General features: G+C 37.8%; 10 protein-coding genes. 4 read left to right on the top strand and 6 right to left on the bottom strand.

Features of this window, described 5'->3' with window-relative positions; genetic code table 11:
• Positions 1-57: 57 nt before the first annotated feature.
• Together B176_RS0109285 and B176_RS0109280 are read right to left on the bottom strand one after the other, a co-directional pair.
• Positions 58-1143 (bottom strand): mannose-1-phosphate guanylyltransferase, encoded by a 1086-nt coding sequence (locus tag B176_RS0109285; protein WP_017258531.1) that lies wholly within the window; start codon positions 1141-1143, stop codon positions 58-60.
• Positions 1144-1150: 7 nt separating this feature from the next.
• Positions 1151-2116 (bottom strand): KpsF/GutQ family sugar-phosphate isomerase, encoded by a 966-nt coding sequence (locus B176_RS0109280; protein ID WP_017258530.1) that lies wholly within the window; start codon positions 2114-2116, stop codon positions 1151-1153.
• Positions 2117-2210: 94 nt separating this feature from the next.
• On the opposite strand from B176_RS0109280, the gene recQ reads away from it, so the two are divergent.
• The 4 genes from recQ to B176_RS0109255 all read left to right on the top strand — a co-directional run bounded on the left by recQ (position 2211) and on the right by B176_RS0109255 (position 10401).
• Complete coding sequence (recQ, locus tag B176_RS0109275; RefSeq protein WP_026063248.1) at positions 2211-4397, top strand: DNA helicase RecQ; 2187 nt, start codon at positions 2211-2213, stop codon at positions 4395-4397.
• 108 nt (positions 4398-4505) lie between these two features.
• Positions 4506-5318: a 3-deoxy-8-phosphooctulonate synthase gene (gene kdsA / locus B176_RS0109270; protein ID WP_017258528.1), complete on the top strand. Its 813-nt coding sequence runs from the start codon at positions 4506-4508 to the stop codon at positions 5316-5318.
• A 401-nt stretch (positions 5319-5719) separates the two neighbouring features.
• A complete protein-coding gene (locus B176_RS0109260) occupies positions 5720-8791 on the top strand; it encodes a SusC/RagA family TonB-linked outer membrane protein (protein WP_017258526.1) in 3072 nt (1023 codons plus the stop codon).
• A gap of 32 nt (positions 8792-8823) precedes the next feature.
• Entirely contained in the window at positions 8824-10401 is a 1578-nt protein-coding gene (locus B176_RS0109255) for a SusD/RagB family nutrient-binding outer membrane lipoprotein (RefSeq protein ID WP_017258525.1), read from the top strand.
• 238 nt (positions 10402-10639) lie between these two features.
• Here B176_RS0109255 and B176_RS0109250 read toward each other — a convergent pair whose 3' ends face one another.
• The 4 genes from B176_RS0109250 to hepB all read right to left on the bottom strand — a co-directional run bounded on the left by B176_RS0109250 (position 10640) and on the right by hepB (position 18807).
• On the bottom strand, positions 10640-12247 hold the full coding sequence (locus B176_RS0109250) for a sulfatase (protein WP_017258524.1): 1608 nt from the start codon (positions 12245-12247) through the stop codon (positions 10640-10642).
• Between the two features lie 5 nt (positions 12248-12252).
• Positions 12253-14130, bottom strand: a complete 1878-nt coding sequence (locus B176_RS0109245) for a hypothetical protein (RefSeq protein ID WP_237739816.1) — start codon at positions 14128-14130, stop codon at positions 12253-12255.
• Between the two features lie 88 nt (positions 14131-14218).
• A complete protein-coding gene (locus B176_RS0109240) occupies positions 14219-16198 on the bottom strand; it encodes a sulfatase family protein (RefSeq protein ID WP_017258522.1) in 1980 nt (659 codons plus the stop codon).
• Between the two features lie 290 nt (positions 16199-16488).
• Positions 16489-18807, bottom strand: a complete 2319-nt coding sequence (gene hepB, locus B176_RS0109235) for a heparin/heparin-sulfate lyase HepB (protein ID WP_017258521.1) — start codon at positions 18805-18807, stop codon at positions 16489-16491.
• Between the last annotated feature and the right edge of the window lie 63 nt (positions 18808-18870).

Genomic DNA, 18870 nt, shown 5'->3' with positions numbered 1-18870 from the left:
TTGTAATGTTGTATAAGTAATATGCCCAAACTTTGTGGATTTGGGCATATCGTTTTTTTAGATGTATTTATTGCCGAATTTCTGTTTTACATCGGCAACTACCTGCTTAACATGCTGTTCTTTATCTCGCGGACAAATCATTAAGGTGTTGTTAGATTCTACCACAATAAAATCGTGTAGATCTTGTAAAATAACCAGCTTGTCTTTAGGTACGTTAACCATACAGTTAGAGGAGTTGTACATCATCACGCCTTCTTGGTTAATTACCGCATTGCCTACGTAATCCTTTTCTGCTAATTCGTAAACAGATGCCCATGTTCCTAAATCAGACCAGCCAAACTCGGAAGGCATTACATATACATTTTCTGCTTTTTCCATAATCCCATAATCAATAGAGATATTGGTGCATCGCTGAAAAGCAGATTGTATAAAATCTTTTTCTGAAGCAGAGTTATAGTGGTTTTTTCCACTTCTAAAAATCTCGCTCATTTCTGATAGATGCTTGTCAAAAGCATCAATGATCGCAGAAACACTCCAAATAAAAATCCCAGAATTCCATAAAAAATCGCCACTTGCTAAAAAGGTTTGGGCAATTTCTAGCGAAGGTTTTTCGGTAAATGTTTTAACCTTGTGTAAATTATCCTCGATACTTGCTTCTGAGTATTGGATATAGCCGTAACCCGTATCCGGACGAGAAGGCTTAATACCTAAAGTAATTAAACAGTTATGCGCTTTACTAGCGTCTAAAGCGGTGTTAATGATGTTTACAAAATTCTCTGTTTCTAAAATCAAATGGTCTGATGGCGCTACAACAATTTGTGCATCAGGATTTAACTGCTTTATTTTATAACAACCATAAGCAATACAAGGTGCTGTATTACGCATAATTGGCTCGCCAATAATCTGGTTGTCAATTAATTCTGGTAACTGTTCTTTTACTAAGTCAAAATAGTTTTCGTTGGTAAGGATGTAGATGTTTTCAACAGGGACAATTTTTTTGAATCGTTCAAAAGTATTCTGGATTAAGCTTTTCCCTGTTCCCAAAACATCTAAAAACTGTTTAGGGTATGTGGTTCTGCTTACAGGCCAAAACCTGCTACCGATACCACCTGCCATGATCAGGGCATAATTATTCTTATTCATAGGTATTTTATATAATTCCTTCTCGTAATAAGTCGTGTAAATGTACCACGCCTTCGTATTTATTGTTTTTTGTAACAATTAACTGGGTGATGTTAAATTCTTTCATCCGGTTAAGCGCAACAACTGCCATCTCGCCTTCGTCTATCGTTTTTGGGCTTCGGTTCATAATGTCAACGGCTTTCAAATTTTCAAAAGATTGATACTTCTCCATCATTCTTCTTAAATCACCATCGGTAATAACGCCGCTAAGTTCAAGATTTTCTACAATAGCCACAACCCCTAATCGCTTTTTGGTGATTTCTAGTATCGCTTCCTTTATAGATGCGTTGATGCCGATTGTTGGTTTCTCGTTAAGTCTGCTTAAATCAGCCACTTTTAAATATAATTTTTTCCCTAAAGCTCCACCCGGATGATACTTTGCGAAATCTTCTTTTGAGAAAGCCCTGCATTCTACCAAACAAATAGCCAAAGCATCACCTAAAACCAGTTGAGCGGTGGTACTGGTGGTTGGTGCTAAATTATTTGGACATGCTTCTTTATCGATACTTGCATCTAAAACATAATCGGACTGTTGGGCTAAGTATGATTCTTTTTCGCCAACAATACAAGCCAAAGGGTTGTTGCCTTGTTTAAGCAATGGAATAAGGACTTTTATTTCGGCTGTATTTCCGCTTTTTGATAAGCAAAGCACTAAGTCGTCTTTCTGTATAATGCCCAAATCGCCATGAACGGCATCCGCAGCATGCATAAAAATAGCGGGGGTTCCGGTAGAGTTAAAAGTTGCAACTAATTTTTGAGCGATGATGGCGCTTTTGCCAACACCTGTAACAATCACCCGTCCTTTTATCTTTAATATTTTTTTTACGAGCTTTTCAAAATCATCGGTTATTTGAGTGGACAGTTTTTTAAGAGCCTCTGTTTCAATGGAAATTGTGCGATGTGCAATCTCTAAAATTTCTTTAGATGACTTCAAATTGTAAAAGTTTATAATTAAATCTATTTATTTCACAAAAATATGTTATTTTGATTGCTAAAATCAGCATGAGCTGTTTTTTTTGATGATAAAAATGCAGATTAAGAAATCGTTAATAGACAATTTACAAACATTTTTTGGATTTGATAATTTCAAAGGTGACCAAGAAGCTATCATAGACAGTGTATTAGAGGGAAATGATACCTTTGTAATTATGCCCACGGGTGGCGGCAAATCTATTTGTTATCAGTTGCCCGCTTTAATGAGTGAAGGTACGGCTTTGGTGATCTCTCCATTAATTGCGTTGATGAAAAACCAAGTGGACCAATTAAGGGCTTTTGGAGGTCGAGAAAGTATTGCGCATTTTTTAAACTCATCTTTAAATAAAACGGAGATTGCTAAGGTGAAGCAAGATGTGCTTGCCGGAGAAACCAAGTTGTTATATGTTGCGCCAGAGTCTTTGACAAAGCAAGATAATATTGACTTTTTGAAGCTTTTGAAAGTTTCTTTTGTAGCTATTGATGAGGCGCACTGTATTTCTGAGTGGGGACATGATTTTAGACCCGAATACCGTAAAATACGCCAAGTAATTAATAATATTGACGATAGTATAGCTTTAATTGCTTTAACTGCCACCGCAACGCCTAAAGTACAATATGATATACAGAAGAATTTACAGATGACAAACGCCAATCTGTTTAAATCTTCTTTTAACCGACCTAATCTTTATTATGATGTACGCCCGAAAAACAACGTCATCAAAGAAATTGTCAAATACATCAAAAATCACCAAGGCAAATCCGGGATTGTTTATTGCCTAAGCCGTAAAAAGGTGGAAGAAGTGAGCAATGCTTTAGCCATCAACGGTATAAAATCTTTGCCTTATCACGCAGGCTTAGATCCAAAAGTGAGGGCAGACACACAGGATAAGTTTTTGATGGAAGATGTAGATGTGATTGTAGCTACAATTGCGTTTGGGATGGGGATTGATAAGCCAGATGTTAGGTACGTAATTCACCATGATATACCTAAAAGTATGGAAGGCTATTACCAAGAAACCGGTAGGGCGGGTAGAGATGGCGGAGAAGGTGTTTGTGTAGCTTTTTACTCGGAAAAGGATATTGATAAACTGGCCAAATTTATGAAAGATAAGCCGGTTTCTGAACGTGAAATTGGTACACAGATATTAAAAGAGGTTATAGATTACGCTGAATCTGCAGTTTGCAGAAGAAAGCAGATTTTACATTACTTCGGCGAGAACTTTAACGAGGTAGGCTGTAACAACAATTGCGATAATTGTAGGGCACAGAAACAATATTTTAGTGCAGATGCACCTTTGACCAAGGTTTTAACCATGATTAAAGAATTTGGCGAAAAGTTTGACGACCATTATATTATTAATGTATTGATGGGTGTGGAGACAGCTCAGATTCAATCATACAAGCACCACCAAACAGAATATTTTGGCTCGGGTAAAGAAGATGGAATTCTGGTATGGAAATCTGTTTTGCGCCAAGCTTTATTAGATAATTACATTGCAAAAGACGTAGATAATTTTGGATTATTAAGACTTGCAAAATCTGGTCGTAATTATTTAGAAAACCCTCACTCGTTTCGTTTTATTTTAAATCGAGAAATGGAGGCAATCAAGGATGATGAAGATGACCATGGTCAGCAGGGCGGGGCAGTAGATACGCAACTTTTACAAATGTTAAAAGATTTGCGAAAAAAACTAGCCAAGCAGAAAAATCTACCGCCGTTTGTTGTTTTTCAAGATCCATCTTTAGAAGAAATGTGTACGCATTATCCAATAAATATGGATGAGCTGAAGCATATTTCGGGTGTTGGAAATGGTAAAGCAGCAAAGTTTGGTTCGGCTTTTATAGAACTGATTAAAAAATACGTCGACGATAATGATATTGACCGCCCTATTGATTTTGTGGTAAAAACAACCGCAAATAAGTCAGCATTAAAGGTTTCAATTATCCAAAATATTGACCGACAGATTTCTTTAGAAGACATTGCAGCTTCAAAAGGTATTTCTTACGAGGATATTTTAAAAGAAGTGGAATCTATTGTAGGCTCCGGAACCAAACTAAATCTTAACTATTTTATTGACGAAGTTATTGATGATGATAGGCAAGACGAAGTTTTTGACTATTTCAGAACTGCTGATGTTGATTCTATAGAAAAAGCGCTTGAAGAGTTAGGAACTGATGATTACAATTTTGAAGAAATTCAGTTGATGCGTATTAAGTTTATGTCTGAACTGGGGAATTAGTTCGCTAAGTTTAAAGTAGAAAGTCAAAAGCTTAACGCAGACTGCGGTGAGAAACAATCATTCACTCATTAAAATAATTACAAAAAAGCATTCATTCACTTATTCAAAATGACCTTAAACATTCCAAAACTAAAAAATACAGATTCAAATAATTTCTTTTTAATGGCTGGGCCTTGTGCAATAGAAGGCGAGGAAATAGCATTTAGAATAGCCGAAAAAATTGTAAAAATCACTGATAAACTAAATATTCCCTACGTTTTTAAAGGTTCATACCGTAAGGCAAACCGTTCAAGATTAGATTCTTTTACCGGAATTGGAGATGAAAAAGCATTGATGATTCTAGAGAAGATTGGAAAAGAATTTGGTGTTGCAACAGTAACCGATATTCACGAAAGTGGAGAAGCTGAAATGGCGGCCGCGTATGTTGATGTGTTGCAAATCCCAGCGTTCTTGTGTAGACAGACAGACTTATTGATTGCTGCAGCAAAAACGGGTAAAGTTGTCAACGTAAAGAAAGGGCAGTTTTTGTCAGCTGGATCAATGAAATATGCGGTTGATAAAATCACCGAAAACGGGAATCCAAATGTTTTACTAACGGATAGGGGAAATACCTTCGGTTATCAAGATTTGATTGTAGATTTTAGAGGAATTCCAGAAATGCGGGCTTTCAACGTTCCGGTAATTATGGATTGTACACACTCTCTACAGCAACCAAATCAGGCTTCGGGCATTACTGGTGGAAAACCAGCTTTAATTGAAACCATTGCTAAAGCAGCTATCGCTGTTGGGGCTGATGGTTTATTTATAGAAACCCATCCTGATTTAGCAAATGCAAAATCTGACGCGGCAAATATGTTGCAATTGGATTTATTGGAAGTTTTGCTAGAGAAGTTGGTAAGAGTTAGACAGGCGGTGATTTAATTCTTTAATATCCGGTTTAGTACCATTTAACAATAAACAAAGTCCCTTAAAAATAATTCTAAGAATTATTTTTAAGGGACTTTTTCGTATAGATGAGTTAGGCAAAACTTATTTCATAGTTATATTGAATATGAAGTGTTTTGAATCTGCTTCAATTTGGATAAATCGATCTAGCATCTCAAGCCATACGCAGTAATCAGGAACTGTGTTTTTTTACCAATTTCAATCTTAAGATATATTAAGCATATAATCACGATAGATTATTCATGTTTTCTGTTTCTATTTCTCTTAAACACGGTATTTACAAAGCCATATAGTCAAAATTGAAATTAAAATAACCAAAATTGGAAGACGAAATGACTGCTTCTGGATAAGTTTGGAGTAACCAATTAATAAAATTCATGAAAAAAAAACTAACCTTATTGCTAGGGCTTTGTTGTATGTCAGTAATTGTGCTTGCTCAAATCAAGGGCAAGGTTATAGATGAAAAACAAACACCTCTGCCAGGCGTTTCTGTTACCGTAAAAGACGGTAAAAGCGCAACCGTATCAGATCTAAATGGAGCTTTCTCTATCAATGCCCCGTCAGGATCAACATTGGTTTTTTCTTATATCGGATTTATCCAACAAGAGAAAAAGGCAAATGGCAACACTATTTCTGTTGTACTTGTTGATGATGTTAAGGCACTTAATGAAGTAGTAGTTACCGCATTAGGCATCACCAAAAAAACAAAAACCCTTGTTTACGCTACGCAAACAGTAGGTACTGATGAACTTACAAAAGCTAGAGAGTTGAACGTAGTAAACTCGCTCACCGGAAAGGTGGCAGGGCTTGATGTTGTTCGTTCTTCCTCTGGATTAGGCGGTTCTTCAAGAGTTACTTTACGTGGCGACCGATCTATAAGTGGTAATAACCAAGCGTTAATGGTAGTTGATGGCGTACCAATTGATAACTCGAGCACTCAAGCTACTCGTGTGAATAGCGGAGGAAGAGACTCGGGCGATGGTATTTCCAGTTTAAACCCTGATGATATAGAGTCTATCAACGTTTTAAAAGGTGCCTCAGCAACCGCATTGTATGGAAGTAGGGCTTCTAACGGGGCAATTATTATTACTACAAAAAAGGGGAAACAACGCAAAGGCGTTGGTATAAGTTATACTGGCGGTTTGCAAGTTGAACAGCCAATTTTCTTGCAAAAATTTCAGAATGAGTACGGACAGGGCGCTTCTGGAGTTTTTAGTACCACAAACGAACAAAGCTGGGGTCCAAAATTAGATGGAAGAATGGTACCAACTTGGAGCAATGACCCAGCCGATGCCGGAAAAACAAACAGCTATATTGCGCATCCGGATAATTACAAAGATTTTTACAGCAACGGTACTAACCTAGTGAATAGTATCGCGTTAAATGCTGGTTCAGAGCAGGCACAGGTTTATTTCTCGTATACCAACACAGATGCTACGGGTATAATTGATAATAATACTTTAACCCGTAATAATTTTAACCTAAGAGCCAGCGGAAAGCTTGGCGAACGGTTTACTGCTGATGTAAAAGCTACTTACCTAAATCAACAAATTGCAAACAGACAAGCTATTGGTGGCGGAAATGATAATCCTAATCTTGGTATATACAGGGTGCCACGAAATATTGATCCCGAAAACCTTTTAAATTACGATTACCTAACCGGTTCTGGGTTTTTACGTCAAAACTATTGGAATCCTGGAGCCACTGGGGGTGCAAATCCATACTGGACAAAAAATCGAAATCTGTCTGATGAAGAAAGAAACAGAATAACAGGATTCGCATCGTTAACTTATAAAATTTCCCCAGTATTAAATGTAATGTTACGTTCGGGTATTGATAGCTATAACGACGATGGTGAATTTAAGTTTTACAACGATACTTATACAATTGCGCCACTTGGAGACTATCAGCTTAGTAGAAGAGATGTTAGAGAAGTTAATCACGACATCTTATTTTCTTACAATAAAAGCTTATCAAAAGACTTTAACTTGAGTGCAAACTTTGGCGGTAACATTCAAAAAAATAATATTATTAGTACTGGTACGCGAAACAATAGTTTAATCATCGAAAACGTATTTACAGTAGGTAATACTCCCTTATCAACTCCCACAAGAGATATTTATCAGAAGGAGAAACAGGCTATTTACTTAACAACAGATTTAACGTATAAGGATTATTTAACTTTAACGCTTACTGGTAGAAACGACTGGTCATCAACGTTGCCGAAAGAAAATAATAGTTATTTTTTCCCGTCGGCGGGTATTAGCAGTGTAGTGTCCGATATCTTTCGTTTACCAAACTTTATCAGCTTTGCTAAAGTGAGAGGCTCTGTTGCGCAAACAGGTAATGATGCCGACCCGTATAACCTTTCTCAAACGTATACTTCTTTTCAGGGTGGTAACAGCGTTACAATTGGTAGAGATCCTTCAAAACCTATACCGGGACTAAAACCTGAAATTACCACTGCTCAAGAGGTGGGTTTAGAAGCTAAGTTTTTTAACAACCGCTTGGGTTTTGATTTTACTTGGTACAATAGTAACTCTAAAAATCAATTGTTAGCCATAACACTTCCAGCTGGTTCTGGTTGGGCTAGTCAATACATTAACGCAGGTAATATCAAAAACGATGGTATTGAAGTAACGCTAAACGGCACACCAGTAAAGACCAAGAGTTTTAAATGGGATGTTGCAGTTAATTATGCGAAAAACAATAATAAAGTGTTAGAGATATCCCCAACGCTAAACGAGTTTCTACTTACAACTGGTGGAGATTTTATGAATAGCGTTAAGATCGTAAAGGGCAAACCTTTTGGTGAGTTATATAGCCGTGGTTATATACGTAACGCAACTGGTCAAATTATGGTTGATGGTAACGGTCTTCCAATGATTAGTGGTGCACAGAATGTATATGTAGGGAACACCCGTCCAGATTGGACTGGAAGTTTAATCAATAAGTTCTCCTATAAAAGTTTTTATACAAGTTTTGTAATCAGCGCCCGCATGGGAGGTGTGGTTTCATCGTTTACCAATGCTAATATTTACGCTGATGGAGTTGCAGCAAAAACAGCAGAAAACAGAGATGGATTTGTGTTTGACGGTGTGCTTGCTAACGGTACTCAAAACACTAAGCAGATTACTGCAGAGCAGTACTGGAAAAAAGTTGGTGGAAAAAATACGCCAGCCGGTGAAGTGTTTACTTATGATGCGTCTAATATTAGGTTAAGAGAATTTGTGCTTGGGTATAACTTAAGCGGTAAGTTAGTGAACGGAACGCCGTTTCAATCGGCTAGTATTTCCCTTACAGGCCGTAATTTATTCTTTTTGTTAAACAAGGCTGATGGCTTTGACCCTGAACAAGTAATTGGAAGTGGAAATTCAACAGTAGGTATTGAAGCTTTTTCGCCACCAACTACGCGTAGTTTCGGATTATCTCTAAATCTTTCTTTTTAATATTATCATACCCGAAAAATAATTCATACAAAATGAGATCTTATATAAAAAACACGTTGAGTGCGTTGCTTATGGCAACCGTACTCCTTTCATGTACTAAAAACTTCGAGGATTTAAATACCAATAAAACTAAAATTTCTACGGTTGATAATGCAACGCTTGAATATTTGTTTTCAGCCGCACAATACAGAGGTGTTTTTGGTTTAAATACCACCAATGCTGGAGCTACATCATATCAGCGTTTCTCTCATCGTTATTCGGATGCACAGGCGCAATACTTTGCAAACACTTCTCAATCGGCAGAATCAGACCGGAATGTAATGGTAGGTAGCTGGCTTGATTACGGCTGGGTGCATTTTTACAGCAATGCTAACGCTCAATTGAGTGTGGTTATGGAGCAAACTAAAGATGGTGGTCCATTGCAAGATCCCATCAAACATGCTATTGCAAAAGTTTGGAAAGTTTACATGTTTATGCCCGTGACAGATAATTTTGGCGCTATTCCGTATTTTCAAGCAGGTAATGGCGAAACCGAAGTTATGTATGATAGCCAAGAAGATATTTACAATGATTTCTTTAAATTACTGAAAGAAGCCAATGCAACTTTATCTGCCTACAGCGGTCCGACTAAATTTTTTGAAAAAGGCGATCTTATTTACGGTGGCGATGTAAAGAAATGGACAAAATTCTGTAATTCTCTTTGGTTAAGAGCCGCTATCAGGGTTTCTAAAAAAGCACCTGCGCTAGGTAAACAACAAGCTGAGGCTGCGGTTGCAGCAGCGGGAGGAATGATTATCACCAATGCTGATAATGCATTTATGAAAGTTAGTTCTTCAACACCTAACCTTACTGCATCCATATCATCATTTAATGAGTTTAGGATGAGTGCTGCAATGGAAAGTGTATTAAAAGGCTATAACGACCCTCGTTTACAAAAGTTTTTTGACCCAACAAGTTCAGGGACTTATAAAGGCATCAGAAATGGTTTGTCACAGGTTCAGCTAGGAATTGCACAAAACGCGGTTGCAAATAATAGTAATATTAATTCTTCGTTTGGTTTTGCTAATCGTGGTGTTGCTCCATGGAAAATTTTTACTGCATCAGAAACCCTTTTGCTGCTTGCTGAAGCAAAGTTAAATAACTGGAATACCGGGTCGTTAACTGTGCAAACTTATTACCAACAAGGTATTGATGCGTCTATGGCACAATGGGGAGTTACCGATGCCAGCGTAATTAGCACTTATAAAGCAGGTACAACTACACCAGCCGCTTTGGGTGATATTTACAGCACACCTGGAATGGTAGGCACTCCAGTTGCTTTTGGAAGTACTGAACCTGTACAGCGAGAACAAATAGCTACTCAAAAGTGGTTGGCACTTTATCCATACGGACAAGAAGCTTGGGCAGAGGTTAGGAGAACAGGTTTTCCGAGATTGTACCCTCGCTTAAATTCAGATAATATAGATGCACCTGCTAGTGACCCAACGAGTATCAAAAGACTTACTTATCCACCTATTGAAGCGTCTTCAAATGCAAATGGCTTAGCGTCTGGTATAGCTAAACTAGGAGGTCCGGATAAAGTAACTACAAAACTTTGGTGGAACCCTTAATATTAGAAAGGTTTACAAAGAGAAAAGGTTTTGCAATCTGCAAAACCTTTTCTGTTTAGTAGGAAATTATTCTAGCAAACCATTATTCGCAGTTTATGAAATAAGGCTAGTCTGTTTAACAGAACCATATTAACTGTTGTAGTAGAGTCTATCCAGCAATAAAAGGGTTTATAGAGTCATCTTTCTGAAGAGAAATAACTCGTTTTTTGCGTAGCTTAAACAACAATGAAACCAATTTTTAGATTGTTTCCTTACTACGGAAGTATTTAAGCATTGCTTTTTTTAGTTTTCTTGTAACTGAAGCATATGCTTTGTCTTGTACCACATTAACTTTCTCCAAAGGGTCTTTCTGGTAATCATATAGTTCATCTCCAACCACAGAAGAAGCCTTAAACGGTTGGTTACTTCTAAAATTATCCATCCAGATGGTGTAGCGATACCTTTTTGTACGCAAAGAATAACCCATCACTTTAGCAGTTGAATCTATCATTCTTTCCGTTTCCTCTGCGTTTGAACTCCGCGGATATTGACTCATGGCAAACTTTTTTATCGACGCTTTATTGTTTCGCATTAATGGGACAAGGTTTTTACCATCAAGATGAGAAGGAACGGGGAGGCCTGCTAAATTACACAGCGTTGGAAAAACATCTACAAACTCTGAAATAGAAGTTGTCGATGAAGGTTTGATACTTGGAGCCGAAAAAATTAAAGGGCTGTGCGCTGCTTGTTCAAAATTGGAGTGTTTACACCAAAGATTATGATCACCTAAGTGCCAGCCATGATCGCCCCACAATACAATAATTGTGTTTTCAGTTAATCCCAATGAATCAAGTGTGTTTAGCAAAATTCCAACTTGAGCATCAACGTATGAAACCGCAGCGTAATATCCTTGTATTAATTGCTTTTGTCTGTTTAAGGGTAGGGTTACGCCGAAATCTTTTTGATCTGTGAAAGAGAGTAAAGGAGGGATATCCGAGTAAGCCCTTAACTCTCCAGAATTATGATAGGCAACATCCACTCCATTTTTGGATTTTTCTTGAAATTCGGCAACCGGCATTTCATCTTGGCGGTAGAGGTCCCAGTATTTCTTCGGCGCATTAAACGGTAAGTGCGGTTTAAAAAAACCCATCGCGAAAAAAAATGGTTGTTCTTTTTGATTGAGTTGTTTTAAAATATCTATTGCCTGCAGGGTATTTGCTCCATCAATGTAGGCATTATCAGGTACGTCAACGGTTTCCATTGACGGTCTTATGGTAGCTAATAAATCTTTGTCGGTTAAATATTTTTCAGGAGAATCGCTTCTCCGCTTTTCAACAATAGCTTTAGTTTCTTTAGCCTGGTAATAATTTAAAACGGGCTCACCTGTAGAGACAGCGTAATATTTTTTGTCCGTTCTGTAATGCGGAACGGTCCAACTTGGCTTATCCAGATATTCATCTACGCACCGTGGATCGTAAATTTTACCAATGGCTTGAGTTGAGTAGCCTTGACTAGCAAAATATTGTGGGATGGTAAGTATATCTGGATTAACATCTCGCATTCTTGTTTTGAGATCCCATATTTTAGTTACATCCGGACGCATTCCGGTCATAATACTTGCTCTGGTTGGTCCACAGATGGCTTGCTGACAATAATTACTTTTAAAAACGGTTCCTCGTTTAGCCAAGCGGTCAATATTGGGTGTTTTAATTAGCTGGTCGCCATAGCATCCTAAAACAGGCTTTAAATCATCAATCGCAATAAATAGAATATTGGGTTTATTTGATTTTTGAGCAAGGGTTACAAAACTATTTGTAATTAAAACTAGTAAACAAGCTAGCCATGTTATTTTGGGTCTTATAATCATGATTTTTATTTTTTACCCAGAGATATTTTTATGGTCTGAGGTTTATCAGAAGCCGTAGTAAAGTTAATGGTAATTGGATATGCTTCTACACCAGGAAACGGCGACCAATATTTATCTTCATCTACGCCTAATACTATTTTGTATGGTGCGGTGCTGCTTAATATTTTTAGTTTCCACTCATTTTTTGATGAAGCCGATTTGATGATAACAGTACGGCGGTTTTTTAGATGAAATGTTGATCCTTCACTTTTTACAATAGGTTCGATAATGCGATAATTTTGTTGGGTTCCATTTAAAGTTATTTCTTTTACCAAATGCGTATTATAAAAGCGGTTTATTATGTTGTATCTAACATCAGATTTAGAGCCCTTGATGGTCTGCATATTTCCAATAGTTAGTACTTTAATATGATCAGCTTCTTTGGATACATCCATGGAAGCTTCTGCTTCGAATAAATTTGAATAAAGGTTAGTGTCTTGGTTAAATTCGACCCGTGGTGTAAGGGGCAGAAGCTCAGTTTCAATGGGCATGTGCATTTCCTCAATTCTTTGATACACGGAAGTGGATGAAGACTGTAAAAAGCCATTCGCTCCAAATCCATCATACCATAAATTGGTGACACTTCCACCTCTACAAACAGATTCGCGAGGATATCTTCTTATTTCGCCGTATGCAGAAACAGTAGCCATCATTTTAGGTGTACGGATAACGGCAACTTTAATATCAGGGAAAAATTTATACCAGCTATCTGTTTGGGTGTTTAAGGAAGACTCACGCTGTGTTTTCGACTTTGAACCGTATTCTATGGCTAAGGCAATACTTTGTGCTCTAGCAAAAGTACTGTAATTGCAGGGTGGCGAAGTGCTTATGTGGTTTATTGCGCTTGGACCATAACCAATCCAGCCATTTTGCAGGGATTGAGTATTTAAATAGTTCAAGCATCGTAAACCGAGCTTTTCGAATTCTGGGTCCATATCTGCCAGTAAGGCGAAACTGAAATAAACACCGGGTGCAGTTTTTGTTCCACTTTCGTAATTCCACTTAAAAGATCGGGTTCCCCAAGAGTTATCAACAGATCCGTTGGGGTAAACGAATAAGCTATGTGTTTTAAGTAGGTCGGCAGCAATTCTTTTAATTTTTAAATCATTTTTTAAGATAGCGTAAAGAGCGATATAACCAATGCTTTGCGCAATATTATAACCCTCGTCAACGCCTTTTCCTTCGCCATGTAAAAGGTTATCAGCGGTAATTTGATTTAATGTACTGCTGTTCATTAACGAGTCTGCTTTTAGCAACCATATTTGTTTTGGTTTATCGGTAACGTGGTAAGTGTATAGTAAAGTAGCAGCACCTGTGGGGTTATAGTTTACATTCCCGATTGGAAATGTTCTAACAATATAATCGGCAGCCAGCGTCATGGCATAATTCCATTCGTTAATTTCGGCTGGACTTAACCAAGGCTTTAAAATTGCATATGAGCCGGCTAGCGATATCAATTGATCTGTAGTAGTTCCATACCAACCTTTTTGTTGGGGATCTGGCCAACTTTCGCTCCATCCTCCTTTTTTCTCACCGCGAAGATCCTGGTTTTTTATCAGCCAATTACCTAATTTAATCGCCGCATCCCGATATTCTGGTTTATTGGTAAGTTTATAAGCTACTGAAAACGGATAAACTGCCTCCGCTGAACGGGAGTGTATAGGATGATCATCAGGATTTACGGACGGACAAACTAAAGCGCCAAAATTAGGGTCGGTAGGGGAGTTTATTTGAGTGGTGAGTAGCACATCACACAAAGACCTTAAGGTAGCCTGGTATGTATTCACCTGTGCCGATACATTGCTGATTGAAATGATAAATAGAAAAAAAGCGAACGGTTTCATCTTATTATTTATTTTCGATTTCATAATATCTATCAATTATTTTTATAATAAATAAACTGATATCATCTGTTGGCAATATCATAATCACCTACTGAATTTCTTTCGGGTAATAGAATTTCCTGCCTGCTTTGTTTTTTTTGATGCCCTCTTGTATATCTGCTTGTGTATAGAGCTCATCTATGGTTAGTGCACCAAGATTTACAAGAATAGATCTCACTTTTACACCCAGCCCCATACGGTCTTGTTCCTTTTTATCTTGTTCTGCAACAATAGACTGAAAAGTAGCTGTGTAATTCTGAAGCTTTTTCTTTTCAACAGGGTACCAAGTCAGGGTTTCTAAGGATGAATATGCCGGGTCTGAATTATCTTTGAATAAGCTAATCAATTTCTTAACCCCTAAATCAAACTCGCCTAGGTAACAAACAGCTTCGGAAGCCATTATAGCAACTTCGGGAACTTTGTCATTCATTGCTTGCTTTACAGCAACAGGGAGTTTGGTGATTTTCTTTTGCGAGCCTAATCTGCAAAAACCAACGACTCCCCAGTATCTAATCTCTGCATGTGGACTCTTTAAGTATTTTAACAATTGTGGAACATCGGCTTTACCGGCTACACTGGCCAATTCAACTGCATTATAAAGTTCATCTAATGGAAAATTAGTATCTCTTACCCATTGGTAAAGGCCATTTTTCTTGGTGCTACGTACTTCTCTTGGAAAAAAGCCTAAATCTTTTGTAGATCTTATCTGGTTTGAAACAGCTGTTCTAAAAAATGTTAGCTTTTCTTTGTAGGCAGGGTTTTTAGCAAGGTTGTTTAATTCCCAAGGATCTTTTTCAATGTCGAAAAGCAATTCACTTTCCTTGGCTTTGTACTCCATCAACCAATCTTCATTGGTGCATTTACCAGATAGCACATATCTATCCCAAGCCATGTTTGCTGGCATACCGGATTGGTATAAGTTCCTTAACGCAAAAGGCTTATAGGTAATGTAATTTCTAATGTATTTTAATTTACCATCAGTTACTGTACGGCATGGGTCATAATGGTAGTTTTCTTGATTAGATCTGAAGCCATACTGTAATTCTCTTGGAGCCGTTTCATACTTACCTAAAAATGCTTTTCCTTGCATGTATGCTGGAGTTTTTTCTCCAATTAAACTTAAAAACGTAGGTGCAAAATCAACAAATCCAACATTTTTAGTTTCCACGGTGTTTTCTTTGGTGTTCATCTTTTGCTGTAACGCGGGAGGTATGTAGACAACCAAGGCGATACGTAGGCCACTTTCAAAGGGGAAACCTTTACCTCTTGGTAAACAACCTCCATGATCGCTAAAAAAGAAAACAATGGTATTGTCTGCCAAACCTTTTGCCTTCAGGTTGTCAAGGTGTCCTTTTACCCAAGCATCAGACTCTTGCGCAGCTTTTAATTTATAGGCTTCATCAGACCTTGTTTCTGGAAAATCTGGAACATGTGGTGGAATAAAAATTTTGTCTACATCAATACCAGAAGCTTTAAAGTCGGGTCTTCCCTCTGTGGTGATGGTTCTAATAAGCCCCATGTGAGTAGCTTCGGTATTAAACACTGCAAAAAACGGCTGACCTGGTTTCCGCTTTTTGCTATTGTAAGTGGCTAGCTTTCCAGATTCATCCCACATTTTTTGAGGGTCTGCAGTACTGTTGTAATCGGTTTTAGCATTGTTTGTGCAAAAGTAGCCGGCCTCCCTTAAAAAGGTAGGATAAAATATGTTTTGTGGGGTGATAAACTCTTCACGGTGGATATCCATTCCATAAGTAGTGGCATAAACACCTGTAATAAGCGTAGATCTAGCTGGAGAGCAATGTGGAGCATTAGCACTCGCGTTCGTGTATCTAATGCCTTTTTTAGCGAGGCTATCTATTGTTGGTGTTTGAATAGACTTGTTTCCATAGCAACCGAATTGGTAAGGGCTCGTATCTTCTAAAACTAAACAAACGATGTTAGGTTTTGATTGTGGTAAGGTTTGGCTAGTTGCAGGTTGCCATAAACCTGTTAAGAAGAGTAGTAGAAATAGTTTTTCGATTAATTGCATAATTAGGATATTAATGGAAAGAAAGGTTCGAAAATTTATAACTAAGTATTGATGATCTTTCTAAGAATGTTTTCCAACGTTGCTAAGAGATGCTGATGGGCATATTCCCGCCGTTTCAAAATTCCAGAAATCACATCTCTTAGTCTTAACTAATGAGTTCGAATACCGAACTCATTAGTTAAATACATGTTGCTTTTAATGATTTATTGCATCAAATTGTTTGAAAATCAAAGAGTTTTAGATGTTCAAAAATTCACTTACAGTGTTCATGTACTTAAGTAGCTATAATCCTATCTTAGAAAACGATAGTTTCCTTCAGTTCCTTCAAAATAAAGGATGCCGTCATCGCTTCTTACAGAAAGGGCCGGATATATTACCTTTCCATCTTTTAAAACTTGCCAGGTTCCTGGTAAAAGATCAGTGATGGTAAATTTAAATGTTCCTTTACCGTTAACAGCAAAGTTAAAAGGAAGGTTTACTATTTCTGAGTTTTTACTGAAAGTAACAATCCTATCTGCAAGTTGAACACCAACTATTTTATCACCATCAATACGTTTAACGTCGTGTAATTTTTGTTGCGTATTGTCGGCAACCTGCATTACATTAAGGTAATAATCTTCGGTAGCAGCTTTTTTAGGAGTAATTTCCACTCGCCATTCACCGCGTTCCATTGCTTCGTCTGTGCCTGGTTTGCGGTCATTGGTGTAATTGGTGCCAAAAACCCAGAACTCTTTACCTTTACCGCCCACCGCTTCAATATTTGCATTGGCTAAATCAGGTAATAAAGCTTTGTTCACTAACATGCCGCTATCACCGTTTTTTGTACGCTTAATCGTCATCTGATTTCCTTTAATTTCGGGCTTTTCGATGCTATGCAACAACCAAAACTTTTTAAAACTTGGGTCAGCAGCAACAACTTTATCAAAAACGATTAAAGCCGCCGGAACTTTGGAATCTTTTAAATTAAAGAACATGAAAGAACGTTTTACTTCTTTTACTTTTTTGGAGTAAGCTTCGGTGATGTCGCCTTTTAAATAGGTGTAATCAGGTGCTTGAACGTTAGAGCCGAAACCTTGAGCAAGAATTTGTCCGGTTTTAAAATCACCAGCCAGCATTTCCTCCAATTCTTTTGGCGCAGTCCAACCTTTTCCAGGTAAGCGTTGGCCTCCGTCATTTGTTGCGAATGGTGTTTGACCTTCTCCGCCGTATCCAGAGGTGCTGAAAGTTTCTTTTGGGTCGTAAATCAGTAAACTATTGTGTGCAATAGTCCGCTTAAAAAAGTTTTTATTGTGCGGACTGTTATAACCGCCAGAAGAACCAGTATAAGATCCCGCGTCAATGGCTAGCGGACCTTTGTAGTAAATTTGAAATGCGCCAGCATCTTGGTGCTGATGATTTAAAAAAGAGTATTCGTTGATTTTCATTTCCGCAATCACACTTTCCTCTCCCCAGCCGGTACGGGCAATCATCCATCCAAAAGGAGAACCAGAATATCGTGAAAGTGGTAAATCATCTGGTTTTCTGCTACCTAGTTTGGTATCTCGCCACAAAAATTCAAATAATTTGGTATGTGGTTCAAGTTTAGGATTTTTCAAAAATTCGTAGTTCAGATATTCGTCTTTATAATAACTGCCAGCCAGTAAAGCAGGCATTGGATAATACTTCGGCTTTTTTCTGGAGTAATCCATATCGCCACTTGCCAAAATCTGACCATCAGGGCGACGTTTGTAAATCATATCATAAAGAACAAACTGTTGGCCTGGATTAAAAACATTGCCAGCACCCATACGATCTAATATCCATAAGGCAAAAAGATCATTGGTAAACCTAACGTTTAGGTACGACATTCCCTGGTGGTAATTGTGGGAAGGGTAGAACCAGTTACGAGCAACCAAATGTTCTTTAAAAAAGCGACCAGCGGCCAAATTATACATTTCAGGAAACTCATCGTAAATAGCTATACCTACGGATAAAAGATCTCTCATAATCATCCACTCAGATGCGTGGCCTACGATAGATTTATCTTTTACCGGTGGATAACCTACTTCAAGCATCTTAGCAAGCCTTACAAAAGCTTTTACAAAACGTGTTTTTTCTTCTGGCGTTAACTGATCATAGCACCAATCATAAACGATGGCACCAGTAACCATAAACAAGCCAATACCTCTAGAAATATCTCCAGCTTTTTTAAAAGTTGCTATTTCTAGCGTGTCTATTATCGTGGTAATGGCTTTTCTTCCAACTTTTGGGTCCTTATTCATCAAATAGTCCAAAGCCAAAAGTTCTGCCGTTACCGTAATCCCTTTTTGGTTAAAGTAAAAACGGAAATCTTTAACTGCAGGAATATCTTCTGGTTTCCAATCTTCCTGCATCTTTACGATATCGGCATAAACTTTTTTCAGTTCCGGATCGTTCATCCGGTTTTTGAGATCGGCAACCTGGTTTCCACGAAGGTATAACCGCGGATGGGCGTTTGGTGGTGTTGGGATTGATACGCCATCTACATCTTTCCAAACCACATCAGGTAACGTTTGAGCTTGTACTTTTATCGCGGTAAAGCAAAGAACAACGATGGAAAAAATCAAATAGTGAGCTAGTTTTTTTTTCATAATCAAGTTTTTAGTATCGGGTTGTAGTCTGGTTAATTAGATAAGAGCTGTACTTATAATAAT

This window comes from Pedobacter arcticus A12 (assembly GCF_000302595.1).
Classification (GTDB): Bacteria; Bacteroidota; Bacteroidia; order Sphingobacteriales; family Sphingobacteriaceae; genus Pseudopedobacter; species Pseudopedobacter arcticus.
This window is presented reverse-complemented; position numbering and strand designations above follow the sequence as displayed.